Annotated in this window: 8 protein-coding genes; all 8 read left to right on the forward strand. The window is 50.2% G+C overall.

The features are described from left to right. The first annotated feature begins 204 nt into the window (after window positions 1-204). The 8 genes from TH61_RS16755 to TH61_RS16790 all read left to right on the forward strand — a co-directional run bounded on the left by TH61_RS16755 (window position 205) and on the right by TH61_RS16790 (window position 14,320). A complete protein-coding gene (locus TH61_RS16755) occupies window positions 205-1,107 on the forward strand; it encodes a DUF5694 domain-containing protein (protein WP_066511848.1) in 903 nt (300 codons plus the stop codon). A gap of 242 nt (window positions 1,108-1,349) precedes the next feature. Beyond that, on the forward strand, window positions 1,350-4,175 hold the full coding sequence (locus TH61_RS16760; RefSeq protein ID WP_066511849.1) for a pitrilysin family protein: 2,826 nt from the start codon (window positions 1,350-1,352) through the stop codon (window positions 4,173-4,175). 108 nt (window positions 4,176-4,283) lie between these two features. Then, window positions 4,284-5,360 (forward strand): proline iminopeptidase-family hydrolase, encoded by a 1,077-nt coding sequence (locus tag TH61_RS16765; RefSeq protein WP_066511853.1) that lies wholly within the window; start codon window positions 4,284-4,286, stop codon window positions 5,358-5,360. 422 nt (window positions 5,361-5,782) lie between these two features. Further along, a complete protein-coding gene (locus TH61_RS16770) occupies window positions 5,783-8,896 on the forward strand; it encodes a heparin lyase I family protein (RefSeq protein ID WP_066511860.1) in 3,114 nt (1,037 codons plus the stop codon). A 284-nt stretch (window positions 8,897-9,180) separates the two neighbouring features. Continuing rightward, a complete protein-coding gene (locus tag TH61_RS16775) occupies window positions 9,181-12,720 on the forward strand; it encodes a metallophosphoesterase (RefSeq protein WP_066511862.1) in 3,540 nt (1,179 codons plus the stop codon). A 121-nt stretch (window positions 12,721-12,841) separates the two neighbouring features. Beyond that, on the forward strand, window positions 12,842-13,297 hold the full coding sequence (locus TH61_RS16780; protein ID WP_066511864.1) for a GNAT family N-acetyltransferase: 456 nt from the start codon (window positions 12,842-12,844) through the stop codon (window positions 13,295-13,297). Between the two features lie 77 nt (window positions 13,298-13,374). Next, on the forward strand, window positions 13,375-13,809 hold the full coding sequence (locus TH61_RS16785; RefSeq protein ID WP_066511866.1) for a VOC family protein: 435 nt from the start codon (window positions 13,375-13,377) through the stop codon (window positions 13,807-13,809). Between the two features lie 22 nt (window positions 13,810-13,831). Continuing rightward, window positions 13,832-14,320 (forward strand): SRPBCC domain-containing protein, encoded by a 489-nt coding sequence (locus tag TH61_RS16790; protein ID WP_066511868.1) that lies wholly within the window; start codon window positions 13,832-13,834, stop codon window positions 14,318-14,320. Window positions 14,321-14,564 lie beyond the last annotated feature (244 nt).

Genomic DNA, 14,564 nt, shown 5'->3' on the forward strand with positions numbered 1-14,564 from the left:
TCCCTACTTGCTTATTGAGCAGGTAGGGATTTTCATTTTCGGGCTATTTTCTGGAAATCAGGCCAAAAATCAGAAGTTCTCATTTTCCTAAAAAACCAATCGAATCAGATTTAAACCATATCTTCGCCGAAGGTAATTTGTAACGCATGTTGAGCGTTCATGAGACAATACCTATTAAAAAATACCCTTTTCCCTCCCTATTGCATGAAAAAGATTTTCCTCCTTGCCTGTTCGTTCCTATGCGTCATCATGCACTTAAATGGACAAGACCTCAAGTCCCTGTTAAAGAAAGTACCTACTGTCCCTGAAAAAGACAAGGTGCAGATCATGGTGTTGGGCAGCAACCATTTTGGTCAAGAGAACTTATACAAAAACTCTCCCAAGGCAGACTTATTCACAGCAGAAAGACAGAAGGAGGTGGCAGAAATCAACAAGCTGTTGCTGCAATACAAACCTGACATGATCATGATAGAGAATAACCCAGAAGAGCAAGCTTCTGTGGACAGTCTTTATACCTTGTTCAAGACGGGTAAAATTGAATTAAAAGATATTAACTACGGCCGAGCCGAGCGTTATCAGTTTGGCTATAATTTGGCCAAGCAACTGCACCATGACCGCATTTTTGGGGTAGACCATTATGAGAGCGTGTCTAACCGTATTCTGGCTTCGGGGCAGAATATTGAGTACTACAATGATGCCCTTAAAACCTTCAATGGCATTGGGAGCGCGTCCACAGAGGCATTTAAAGCAGGGACCTTATCCTTAAAAGACTACCTCATTTTTCTAAACTCGCCACAGGTAAACAATTTGGCCTATGACCTTTTTTACGTAACCCCGGCTAAGGTTAGGAACAGTGTCTTTGTAAACGCCCCCGCCCAATACAATGACTCAGTACACGTGAGCAAGCAATACATAGGCGCAGAGTTTATTTCTTTGTTTTATGAGCGCGAAGTGAAGATTTATTCCAACATTGTTACCACGCAACTTGCCAACAAAGGCAAGCGACTCTTAGTCATTATGGGACAAAGACACGGCGCCGCCTTGCCTAAGATTATAGCCAATGATCCCAACTTTACCGTGGTGCCGGTGTCTAAGTATTTAAAGTAGATTTTAGTAAAAGGCCAGTCAGCTAAACAAACAAAGTGTAAACGCTGAATATTGGCAGGGAATGATTCCCCATAAGATGTCCATTCGTTTTTGGCCTGATTTCTAGGAAACAGGCCAAAAACGAATGGACATTTCCTTTAAGCATATAGGATATTGGAAATCCAGATCGCTTATATTCACATCATCAAGTCTCCATGGAGGCTACTCTTCATACACAGCTCTTTTTAACAAACGAAGTCAGAATGAAACATATCCAAAAACTAAGCTATCTCCTGTTATTCACGGTGGTATTGATTGCCTGCCAGAAGCTGAGCAAGTCTAATGCAGACAAAACCGAATTCAAGGTGGATTATGAGAAATTCACGCTGGACAACGGCCTGCAGGTGGTCTTCCATGTAGACAAGTCTGATCCCGTGGTGGCCGTGGCCCTGACCAGCCACGTAGGCTCCGCCCGCGAGAAGGAAGGACGCACCGGTTTTGCCCACTTGTTTGAGCATTTGTTGTTTTTAGAGTCTGAGAACCTGGGCAAAGGCGGTTTGGACAAAATGAGCGCCCGCATTGGCGGATCTGGGGCCAATGGCTCCACCAGCCGCGACCGCACCAACTACTACCAGACCGTGCCCAATGACGCCCTGGAGAAAATGCTCTGGGCCGAGGCCGACAAGCTGGGCTGGTTCATCAATACCGTGACTGAGGAAGTGGTGAACAAAGAAAAGCAGGTGGTAAAAAACGAGAAGCGCCAGAGCTATGACAACGCTCCCTACGGCCATACTTCCTACGTGATTGACCAGAACCTCTACCCGGCCAACCACCCCTACCACTGGCAGGTGATCGGGTCTCTGGAGGATTTGCAGAACGCAACACTGGCAGACGTGAAGGAATTCTACCGCCGCTGGTACGCGCCCAACAACGTGACCCTGGTGGTGAGCGGCGACTTTGAGCCGGGTCAGGCCAAGGAGTGGGTGGAGAAATACTTCGGGGAGATCAAGAAGGGCGAGAGCATCCCGAAGATGGAGAAGCGCCCCGCCGTGCTCTCTGAGACCAAGAAACTGTACCATGAAGACAACTTCGCGCGTCTGCCCGAGCTGACCCTAGCTTGGCCGACGGTGTATACCTATCATCCAGATTCCTACGCCCTGCGCGTGCTGTCTACCTATTTGTCTGAAGGCAAGAAGGCCCCTTTCAACCAGGTGATTGTAGACGAGAAGCAACTGGCGCCGCGCGTGAGCATCTACAACAACAACTCTGAGATTGCCGGCCAGCTGATGCTGAGCGTGCGCGGTTATGACAAAGTGGACTTGAACAAAATCCACAGCGCCATCCAAGAGTCCTTCGCGAAGTTTGAAAAGGAGGGTATCACCGAGGCGGACTTGAGCCGCATCAAGGCCGGTCAGGAAGTAGCCTTTTACAACGGCCTGGCCAGCGTGCAGGGCAAGGGCTTTCAGTTGGCGCAATATCAGATTTTTGCAGGAGACCCGGGCTTTGTGACCAAGGACATTGCCAACATGATGGCCGTGAGCGTAGCCGATGTGAAGCGCGTGTACAACCAGTACATCAAAGGTAAACACTACGTAGCCACCAGCTTCGTGCCTAAAGGCCAGACCAACCTGATCCTAGCCGGTTCTAAAAAGGCCAGCGTGGTAGAAGAGAAGATTGTAGAAGGCGCCGAAGAGAAATTCGACCTGAACGCCAAGACCACCTATGAGCGCACACCTTCCAAGTTTGACAGAACGGTAGAGCCGGCGTATGGCAAAAGCCCTGAGATCAGCGTGCCCGCCGTCTGGGAGACCAAGTTAGACAATGGCATGCGCGTGCTGGGCATTGAAAACCGCGAGGTGCCCTTGGTGCAATTCAACCTGCGCATCAAAGGGGGTTTGTTGCTAGAGAATCCTGCCAAAGTGGGAGTAGCCAATCTTCTAGCCGAAAGTCTGACCAAAGGCACTAAGAACAAAACCACCGCCCAACTTGAGGAAGCCATAGACGCGCTGGGCGCCACCATCACCATCTCCGCAGATGATGAGGAGATCAGCGTGAACGGTAGAACCTTGGCCCGCAACTATGCCGCCACCATGGCCCTGGTGAAGGAGATGCTATCGGAGCCGCGCTGGGACGCCAAGGAGTTTGACCTGAGCAAGCAGAAGACTGAGAGCCAGATCAAAGGCCAGAAAGCCAACCCCAACTCCATTGCCAGCAACCAGTTCAAGCAGATTCTGTACGGCAAGGACCATATCCTGGCCAATAACATCCTGGGTACCGAGTCTTCCTTGAAAGCCATCACCCTACAAGACCTGCAGAGCTATTATAACGCTAACTTCTCCCCAACTTTAGCGGCCTTCCATGTAGTGGGTGCTTTGGAGAAAGACCAGGCTGTAACCGCCTTGAACGGCTTGAATCAGAACTGGAAAGCGAAGGAAGTGTTCATGCCTACGGTTGCTACTCCGGCTGCGCCAACCGCTTCTAAGATTTACTTCTATGACGTGCCGGGCGCCAAGCAGAGTGTGCTGCGCTTTGGGTATCTGGCCTTGCCGGCCACGCATCCAGACTATTACCCGGTACAGGTGATGAACTACATCTTGGGCGGCGGTAGCTTTGCCTCTCAGTTAACCCAGCAGCTCCGCGAGGGCAAGGGCTACACGTACGGCATCAGCTCCTCTTTTTCGGGGACTACCCTGCCGGGCCCGTTCATGATCCAGAGCGGCGTTCGTTCTAATGTGACCTATGAGTCCACCAGCCTGGTGCGCGAGATCCTAAAGAACTACGGTCCCACTTTCTCTCCGCAGGATCTGGACGTGACCAAGGGATTCTTGGTGAAAAGCACCGCCCGTGCCTTTGAGACCATGGGCGCCAAGCTGAACATGCTGCAAAACATTAGCGCCTACAACTGGCCGTATGACTACGCCAAACAGCGCGAAGCACTGGTGAAAGGCATGACCGTAGACAAGATCAAGACGCTAGCCAACCAGTATGTAAACCCAGACAAGATGTACTACCTGATTGTAGGAGACGCGGCCACCCAGCTTAAGAAACTAGAGGACTTGGGCTACGGCAAACCGGTTCTTTTGAACTAAGCACACCATGTATTTAAAAAGCAGAATAGAAAGGGGAAACTCTTTCTATTCTGCTTTTTATCAATATCTTAAACCTCTAATTCGCGCTACCTTACCTAACTAACCACTATGAACTGCAAACAAATTTTAACCATGAGTCTAGCGGCGGCAGGCTTGCTTTCCTTTTCCTGCCAACGAGACCGAACCACCGAAGATACCCTGCCTACCGTTGCACCGGGTTTAACCGCCGCCTATTTCCAGAAGACGGAAGCTGGCGTGCAGGATGGTGGCGTGCAGATGATTCCCATCAAGACTCCCAAAGGCGAGTTTAAAGTCTGGACCAAGCGCTTCGGGAACAACCCCAAGATGAAGGTCCTCTTGCTGAATGGCGGCCCCGGTGCTACCCATGAATACTTTGAGGCGTTTGAGAATTTCTTACCGGCAGAGGGCATTGAGTTCATCTACTATGACCAACTGGGCTGCGGCAACTCACAGGACCCCAAGGATGCGTCCATGTGGGATCTTCCCCGCTTTGTGGAAGAGGTAGAGCAGGTACGCAGAGCCCTGAATTTAACCAAAGACAATTTCTACATCTTGGGCCATTCCTGGGGCGGCATCCTGGCCTTGGAATATGCACTCAAGTACCAGGACAACCTCAAAGGCCTCATCATCTCCAACATGATGGCCAGCGCCCCAGATTATGGCAAATACGCCGATGAGGTTTTGGCCAAGCAACTGGACCCTAAAGTACTAGCTGAGGTGCGCGCTATTGAAGACCGCAAAGACTTCACCAATCCCCGCTACATGGAGCTCCTGATGCCCCATTTCTACACCAAGCACATCCTGCGCCTACCGCTGGACCAGTGGCCAGAGCCCGTGAACCGCTCCTTTTCCAAAATGAACCAGTCCTTGTACGTGACCATGCAGGGCCCCAGCGAGTTTGGCATCTCTGGCAAGCTGGAAACCTGGGACCGCACCGCCGACCTACCTAAAGTAACGGTTCCTACCCTCACGGTGGGCGCGCAGTTTGACACCATGGACCCCGAGCACATGAAGATGATGGCCGCCAAAGTGCAGAACGGCACGTACCTGTACTGCCCAAAGGGAAGTCACATGAGCTTGTATGACGACCAGGAGACTTATTTTAAGGGATTGATCAAATTCATCAAAGGAGTGGACGGCGGCCAGAAGGAAGTCCCGCTTTAACAGTTCGGTACTCTACTATCCTAATTCTTGAAAGCCTTCCGGTGTTAAGCCCCGGAAGGCTTTTTATTTTTGGCTTGTTTTCTAATAAATAGGCCAAAAACGGATTATTACAAAATATTTTTAGGTCTAACAATATTTCATTTCACCAAGACACAACCAGTCCAGTACAAATTACAAGAAAGTTAAATAAGATTTTTTCAGTAAAATATTCGATTTTTATATATAAAATTTTATAATATAAAGTTTAAAAACACAATTTAAAGAACTCAGAGGAGGAGCTAGGTGTTTTTAGAATGACTCCACAATCTCTCTAGGCATCCAATTCCCCCCAATGGGCCTGGTTCTTTGCGACAAAGCCTCATCCTACTGCTTGTCTATTCTCAATTCCGCGCAAAAGTTCTTCATTATTACCGCAGGTAGCCATGGGAAAATTTATTTTGCTCCTGTACTTCATGCTGCTTTCTTGTACCGTTGCCGCCCAGACTAGTATTGTTCCCTTCGGCTCTACCTGGAAATACCTGGACAACGGCACCAACCAAGGCACCGCCTGGCGCACCTCCCCCTTCTCTGAAACAGGCTGGAAAACCGGGGATGGGAAGTTCGGGTACGGCATCAGTGACGCTAAGACTGTGATCAGCTACGGGTCATCAGCCAAGAAGAAGTACATCACCACTTATTTCAGGAAAACCATCACCATTACTAATCTAACAGCTTACATTTCCTTCTCTGGCAAGGTGAAAAGGGATGACGGGGTAGTAGTGTATGTGAACGGCACCGAGGTCTACCGCAACAACATGCCCACCGGCACCATTAGCTATACCACCCTGGCCAGTGAGGCCAAAGACAACGGCGGCACCGCGCAAACGTTCAGCCTTAGCAGCAATCGGTTTGTGGAAGGGACCAACCTAGTGGCCGTGGAGGTGCACCAACAGAAAGTGAGCACCCCAGACATGGCCTTTGACCTGGAACTGACAGGCCAGCTTCCCCCGGCAGACGTAACCCCGCCCACCGTCTCCAGCATTAGCCGGCAGAACCCCGCTACCGCTATTGTGGCGTCTGGCAATGTCACCTACAGAGCCACTTTTAGTGAGCCCGTCACCGGAGTGGGCATAGATGATTTTACACTCTTTTCCACCGGCTCGGCCACCGGTCAAGTAACGGACTTGGTAGCTGTGTCTGCTTTTATCTATGATGTGACGGTGCTGCCTTCCGGCGAAGGCGATCTGCGCCTGGATCTGAAAAACACGGGGACGGGTATCACTGATGCCAGCGGAAACGCCATCACTACGGGCTATACCGCTGGACAGAGCTACACCCTGCAGCTGCCCCCGCCGCCAGACCAAACCCCGCCCTCGGCCTTGAGCATCAATAGACAGCTTCCACTCTCTGACTCTACCCACGCCACCACCATTTCCTTCAGAGCTACCTTCTCAGAGGCAGTTACGGGAGTTGATGGTCCAGATTTCAGCCTGGCCACCCTAGGAAGTGCCACCGGGGAAATAGGTTCTATCCAATCTGTGTCAACTTCAATCTATGACGTGGTGGTCACTAACGTCTCTGGACAGGGCGAACTGCGGCTGGACCTAAACCCTTCCAATACAGGCATCCTTGACGCCGCCGGCAACGCTTTGGTAGACGGGTTCTCCAGCGGGCAGAGCTATTATGTCTCCCCACCCCCGCCAGATGTGACCTCTCCAACTGTGGTAAGCATAAACCGGCAGAGCCCTGCTACCTCCACCATTCCGCCGGGCAATGCTACGTTCAGGGCCACACTCTCTGAGCCTGTCACGGGTGTCTCTCTGGAGGACTTCCAGCTAATTGCCACTGACTCTGCGTCTGGAGAGGTAACCGGGGTAAATGCCATCAGTGCTACTGCCTATGATGTTTCACTTACCGCCGCCGGGTCTGGAACCCTCCGGTTGGATGTGAAAGACGCTGACACTAACATCCAAGACGCCGCTGGCAACACCCTGAAAGAGGGTTTCCCAGGTGGCCAGACCTATACCGTACAACCCGTCATCAGTCCGCCAGAACCCCAGTATCCTGACCTTTTCAGCTTTGGCTCCTCCTGGAAATACCTGGACAACGGTACGGACCAGGGGACGGCTTGGAGAGCGGTGGATTTTGACGAAAGTACTTGGAAGACAGGCAACGGGAAATTTGGCTACGGCATTCCAGACGCCGCCACCGTCCTCCAGTACGGCCCATCCACCACTTCCAAGTACATTACCACCTACTTCAGGAAATCCATCTCCTTATCAGAACCCGCTGACTATGGTACCTTTTCCTTTAACATAAAAATGGATGACGGCGCGGTGCTGTATGTAAACGGGGTGGAAAAATACAGATATAACATGCCCACCGGGAATATAGGCTATAGGACCTTGGCTTCGGTGAGTTCCAGTGGTGACGGCAGTAAGACCTTGACCTTCTTTATTCATAATTCTGCCTTTGTGAAAGGTAAAAATGTCATAGCCGTTGAAATCCATCAGCAAGCTGCCAATAGCAATGACCTGGCCTTTGACCTGCAAATAGGCTCCTCGCACAAGAGCCCAGTGGTGCTATACTATGAAGGCTTTGAGAGCGGCACCGGTTTTGCCGGCCTGCACATGCAGACCAGCACCGCCTACGGCTTTACGGTAGAGAGTGACACCGTGTACAGCGGCAAAAAGGCCGGAAGATGGGAACTGCGCGCCGGGGACCCTCCGGCGGCGGACGGCACCCGGGCCGAGGTGCTTTTCTCTGATGAAGTTGCCCAGGAGGAGACTTGGCATTCCTTTGCGGGCTACTTCCCGTCGGCGAACTATTTGCTGGACTCAGATGACGAGGCGTTTAACCAATGGCACCAGGGTGGCGAGTTCGGCTCTCCCCTGCTCACTTTGAGAACCCAGGACGGCCGGTTTGAGGTACGCCGGCGGTCCGCAGACGGCACTGTTTTGAACATCCATGTGCTGGGCCCTATCATTTATGACCAATGGATCTCAGTGGTGATTCACATAAAGCAGCACCTCACTGACGGCTTCATGCAAGTATGGATCAACGGCGACCTGCGGCTGGACATCAAGGGCCTGACTACCATGTACAACGGACCCTTCGGGAAATATAAAATGGGCCTCTACAAGAGTGATTGGAACAATAAAGGCGTCACCCAATCTAAAAAGCGGGTGTGGTTTGTGGACGAGGTGAAGATTGGCAATGCGGCCAACACCTATGAAAGCATGAAGCCGGCCACCAACCTCCCGGTCCCCGGTGGGCAAGCCACCAGCACGCAAGTCCTTCTGATGGAGGAGCCGCCCTTTGATGCATTAAAAATATACCCCAACCCCGTAAAGAGAGGCTCTTTGGTGACAGTACAGGCTAGCGACAATTCTATCAACGAGATCATGGTCTCAGACATGTCTGGCCACATTGTCTACAGGTCTGCATTCATGGGCACCACTGCTCTGGAGACAAAAAATCTGGCTAGCGGCTTGTACGTGGTGAGCTCTATTGGGAAGCGTTCCACTGCAAAACAGAAATTTATCATCACCAATTAAGAACAGCAGTAACTCAGCCTTGTGCTGACAAAAGACAGCGGGAAGGAATGAGCGCTGTTAATACAACCTGACTGCGTCATGAGCAGACAAGCCTCCCGGCGCTTTGTCTCCACGTTTCCTTTTTTGGCCTATTTCCTGGAAAATAGGCCAAAAAAGGATTGATTCTCCCCTCTTCCAGATGGACTCTTTTCTGGTTTAGGTCTTATTACAGCGGCAAGGTTGCAGGTTAATCTTTGCCGGTTCTGCCTTCGATTTAAAAATTCAAAAGTTTATAACGGTTGGCCATGGTTAAATTTATTATCCTCTTTTATTTGATGGCGCTGACGAGCACAGCGGTAGCTCAAACCCCCGTATTCTCCTTTAACTCAAGTTGGAAATACCTAGACAACGGCTCTAACCAAGGTACCGCCTGGCGGGCGGTATCCTTTGCTGAAACTAATTGGAAAACCGGTGTCGGGAAATTTGGGTACGGCATATTGGATGCAACTACGCCTATAAGCTTTGGGACAAGCGCCAAAAGAAAATTCATCACTACGTACTTCAGAAAAACCATCTCTGTCCAAGACCCTACACAGTATGCCTCCTTCACGGGGCAAGTGAAAAGGGATGACGGGGTAGTGGTGTATGTGAACGGCACCGAGGTCTACCGCAACAACATGCCCACTGGGGCCATCTCCTACACCACCTTGGCCGCCGGAGCAAGTGATAACGGTACGGCCATTGCCACTTTCCCTGTTTCACCCACCGCTTTCGTAAATGGAACCAATGTTATTGCCGTGGAGGTGCACCAGCAAAAGGCCAATACCTCAGATATGGCGTTTGACCTGGCGCTTATAGCCACCCTAAAGACCTCATCTGGTGACGTTACACCTCCTTCTGTGGTAAGTATCAATAGGCAGGCTCCTCTAACCCTTACCGCTCCGTTTGGGCTTGTAACCTTTAGGGCCACTTTCAATGAACCTGTGACAGGTGTCACTGTAGATGACTTCCTCACCACCACTACCAACTCAACTACGGGTACAGTAAGCAGCGTGCTACCCTTATCTGGCTCAACGTATGACATTTCTGTTAATACTACAGGCGAAGGCACCCTTAGGCTAGACTTGAAAGGCACCGGCACGGGAATAAATGATATAGCAGGAAATGCCCTAGCTGCAGGATTCACGTCAGGTCAATCCTATACCATCCAGTCGGCTCTCCCGGTGGATACTACCCCGCCAACGGTATTGAGTATAAGCCGCCAGAATCCTTTAACGGAAACAACAAACGCTACTTCCCTTACTTTTAGGGCTTCGTTCTCAGAACCGGTTACAGGGGTGGACATATCAGATTTCTCTGTCACTACCACTTCTGGAACGGTGAATGGATCATTTGGGTCAAATGCGGTGGCAGCTGTGGGCACCCAGGGCGCACTGTATGATATTACCTTCAGCTCCATCACCGGCACCGGGGTACTCAGATTGGATCTTAAAGAAGGGGCAAGCGTCAATGACGCAGCTGGCAATCCTATTGCTAACGGCTTTTCAGGTGGGCAAACCTACTCTGTTTCTCCCCCGCCAGTAACGCCATTGCCCGGCTTGCCCGTTACCTTAAAATCTACCTGGAAGTATTTAGACAATGGTACGGACCAGGGCACAGCCTGGCGGACCAGCACTTTTGATGATAGCCAATGGAAATCTGGCAATGGGCAATTTGGTTATGGGGACGGCGATGAAAGCACCATTTTGAATTATGGCCCCAATACTAGCAGCAAATACATCACCTACTACTTCAGGAAATCAATCACTATCCCAACCGACGTAGCCTATACCTCCTATAACCTAAAGTTAGTTCGTGACGACGGAGCTGTTGTGTATGTTAATGGGACTGAGGTGTTCAGGAGCAACATGCCCACAGGCACCGTGTCCTATACCACCTTAGCCGCTACCAGTAATGAGGCCACCATATCCTTTACCTTGCCGGCCACCGCTTTCAGGGCCGGTGTCAACGTCATTGCCGTGGAGGTGCATCAAAATTATGCCAGCAGCTCAGATATCTCCTTTGACCTGGAGGTGATTGGCAGCGGCGGCACCACTACCCCCCAAGTCCCAGTCCTTGTGAGAGGCCCGTTTTTGCAAAAGGGAAGCCAAACGGCTATGAGTGTAAAATGGCGCACGGACATAGCCACAGAATCAAAGGTGGAAGTTGGCACCCTGCTGGGAAACTACCCCATAGAGAAGAGCAGTACAGCCAAAACAACGGACCATGAGGTGCGGGTAGAGGGCCTCTTGCCGCAAACTAAATACTATTACAGAATAGGCAACACCACGCATATTTTACAGACCGGCGCAAGCAATTTCTTTCATACCGCCCCAGCAGACACCAGCAAGGCAAAGATACGGGTCGCCATTTTTGGGGATTGTGGCAAAGACAGCAATGGCAACAGAACGGGCACCCTAAACTCCTACCTAAATTACACGGGCAATAACCCCGCAGAACTGCTCCTGCTGTTAGGTGATAACGCCTATGAAGACGGCACAGAGGCAGATTACCAGAAGGAGTTCTTTGCTCCGTACGGTGGCAACATCCTTAGAAACCACGTGCTTTTTCCGGCCCCAGGTAACCATGACTACCATCTGGTGCCGCTTACCTCCCGTGACCAAAGCGGGTATTACACCAGTTTCTCCATGCCCACCCAAGGAGAATCTGGGGGTATCCCCTCCAACACAAAGGCCTATTATTCTTTCGACTGGGGCAACATTCACTTTGTAAGCCTTGACTCGTACGGCATAGAACCTGCTGACAATACCAAGCTCTATGACACCACGGGCGTACAGGTGCAATGGCTGAAACGAGATTTGGAGGCAAACACTAAGAAGTGGACCATCCTGTATTGGCACCACCCACCCCATTCCATGGGAAGTCATAACTCAGACACAGAGGGAGACATGCGCAGGCTGCGGGATAATTTCATAAGAATCATAGAGCGATACGGCGTAGACCTGGTATTTACTGGGCATAGCCATGACTATGAAAGGTCATACCTCTTAGACCGTTTCTACGGGCCAGAACTTACGTTTGACCCTGCCGTGCATACCAAGAGCACGTCCAGCGCCCAATATGATGGAAGCGCGAATTCTTGTCCATACGTCACCACCTCAGGCACTGGAAACCACGGAACCGTCTACGTAGTGGCTGGTTCGGCGGGTAACTCCGGTACCGTGGAGCCTGGCTACCCGCACAATGCCTTGCCCTTTGCGGTCAATGATGGGGGCATGGTGTACCTGGAGGTAGAAGACAACAGGCTGGACTCTAAAATGCTCCGGAAAGATGGAACCGTCTTTGACCAGTTTACCATCATGAAGGACGTGAATACATCTAAGACCGTGGCCGCAACCTCCAGCCAACCCGTCACATTGTCGGCGTCATGGGTAGGGGAATATCTATGGTCCACCGGAGAAATAACCAGAAGTATTACAGTCAACCCTTTCACGTCATCCACGTATCAAGTCATAGACCCCAGAAATTGCCTAACAGACGTATTCTCTGTGGACGTTGAAGCCATCGCGTCAAGCAGCAGCACTTCTTTAAACTTGGGAGGTGAACCCTTGCAGGTTTACCCTAATCCTGTGCAAAGGGGGACAAACCTAATTATCAACTCCGCCTGGCCGGAACCTGTTGAGGTCTTCGTGACAGACATGGCGGGTAGGGTTTTGTTAACCCAAACCCTAAAAGGAAACGCTTCCCTCAACACTTCTGCCCTTCCAGAAGAAATGTACATCCTGAACACCACCAGTAAAAAGCCTTCCAAAAAGCATAAATTCATAGTAGTAGAGAAGTATTAATCCACCTGCAGGCATCATGACTGAACCTTTATGGTGAACCCTAGTGGCTGTCTCTCAGCAAGAGACAGCCACTATTTGATCTCCCTTTTGTAGGTTTACCGGTTCATCATACTCATCACCCTTGGAAAACCTTACTATAAGGCCATACACACCGACAGACCAGGAAGCGCTCCTTCAGTTGCTCCAGCTGAATACGCCCCGCTATTTTGCGCCAGAAGAAGAACCAGATTTCCTACAATACCTGCAACATGAAACAGAGGAGTACTTTGTATTAGAGCGCCAAGGCCGGGTAGTGGGCTGCGGGGGCGTTAACTTCTCTGAGGACGGGCAGACCGGCAAAATAAGCTGGGACATCCTGCACCCAGATTTCCAAGGCCAGGGTTTAGGGCGGGCGCTGCTTACTTACAGAATTGCCAGGCTCCTGGAGGTGCACCAAGTGACGCATATTACCGTGCGCACCTCCCAAGTGGTGTATAGATTTTACGAGAAGAATGGCTTTCAATTGGTGGAGGTGGTCAAAGACTACTGGGCGCCTGGCTTTGACCTTTACAGGATGGAGTACGTGGATAAAATCTAATATGGCTGGTTGGCTAAACCTTTAAAATCTCTGTACCTTACTTGCTCAAACCATCATTCACTAAACCTTTCACTTTAATGGCATCTATTCACGCTTATCTTAACTTCAACGGCAACACAGAAGAGGTATTTAATTTTTATAAATCAGTATTTGGTGGGGAGTTCGCTACTTTCCAGCGTTTTAAAGATATTCCCGGCCAGGACCAGATGCCAGCAGCAGACCAGGAAAAAATCATGCACGTTTCTCTGCCCATTGACAGCCATTCTGTCTTGATGGGTTCAGACACGGTAGAGTCTATGAAAAACAGCGTAGCTATGGGGGACAATATTCATTTGTCTATCAACGCTGAAAGCCAGGAAGAGGCAGACAAGCTGTTCAATGGCCTGTCACAAGGTGGCAAAATCACCATGCCTTTACAGAAAACCTTCTGGGGTGCCTACTTTGGCATGTTCCAAGACAAGTTTGGCATCAACTGGATGATAAACCATGATTTCCCGGGTGAGAAAAACTAGGTAACCTATAAAAGCATCCAGTATGGCATCGTATCAAGATTTTGTCATTTCTCAGGAGATTAACGCTCCAGTTGAGAAGGTATGGCACGCCTGGACCCAGGCAGAAAACCTAAAACAGTGGTGGAGCCCTGCTGGTTTTGACTTGCAGGTTAAAGAGTTTAACCCTACTCCCAACGGCACCTTTCTGTATGGGATGAGTGCCGAAGGAATGCCCACCATGTGGGGAAAATGCACTTACCAAAAAGTAGAAGCCCCCAACCGCTTGGAGTACATTGACGCTTTCACAGACGAAGAAGGCAATTTACAAGCCGCTCCCTTTAGTGAGGCTTGGCCCGTAGAGATGTACAATGTAGTCACATTGCAAGAACAGAATGGCAAAACACTTCTCACCTTGACGGGTAAGCCCATCAATGCCACGCCGCAAGAAGAACAAACCTATTTTGAAGGACATGCGGCCATGCACCAAAGCTATAGCGGTATTTTCAATCAACTGGAAGAGTTCTTAAAATAAGCCTCCTCCTACTCTATTCAAAAGGCGACATTCCATCAATTGGGTGTCGCCTTTTTCTTGTTATCTGAAAAACATTTACCCCTCAAGCATAGCCTTTCTGAATGCCAATCTTAAAACTTTGACGTGGTAAGCCGAAATCCCCAATTAGAAAATGCATCCTAGTCTTTAGGATAAAAAGGATATGGCTGTGATTTGAGATTTCCCGTTTATAGGATGAAATCCTTTTACATCAGTTTCAAAAATT

Source organism: Rufibacter sp. DG15C (genome assembly GCF_001577755.1).
Classification (GTDB): domain Bacteria; phylum Bacteroidota; class Bacteroidia; order Cytophagales; family Hymenobacteraceae; genus Nibribacter.

Excerpts from the sequence above, each read along its gene's own strand:
- TH61_RS16765 (WP_066511853.1), top strand. The coding sequence starts at position 4,284 with ATGAACTGCAAACAAATTTTAACCATGAGTCTAGCGGCGGCAGGCTTG.
- TH61_RS16790 (WP_066511868.1), top strand. The coding sequence starts at position 13,832 with ATGGCATCGTATCAAGATTTTGTCATTTCTCAGGAGATTAACGCTCCA.
- TH61_RS16760 (WP_066511849.1), top strand. The coding sequence starts at position 1,350 with ATGAAACATATCCAAAAACTAAGCTATCTCCTGTTATTCACGGTGGTA.
- TH61_RS16755 (WP_066511848.1), top strand. The coding sequence starts at position 205 with ATGAAAAAGATTTTCCTCCTTGCCTGTTCGTTCCTATGCGTCATCATG.
- TH61_RS16770 (WP_066511860.1), top strand. The coding sequence starts at position 5,783 with ATGGGAAAATTTATTTTGCTCCTGTACTTCATGCTGCTTTCTTGTACC.
- TH61_RS16785 (WP_066511866.1), top strand. The coding sequence starts at position 13,375 with ATGGCATCTATTCACGCTTATCTTAACTTCAACGGCAACACAGAAGAG.
- TH61_RS16775 (WP_066511862.1), top strand. The coding sequence starts at position 9,181 with ATGGTTAAATTTATTATCCTCTTTTATTTGATGGCGCTGACGAGCACA.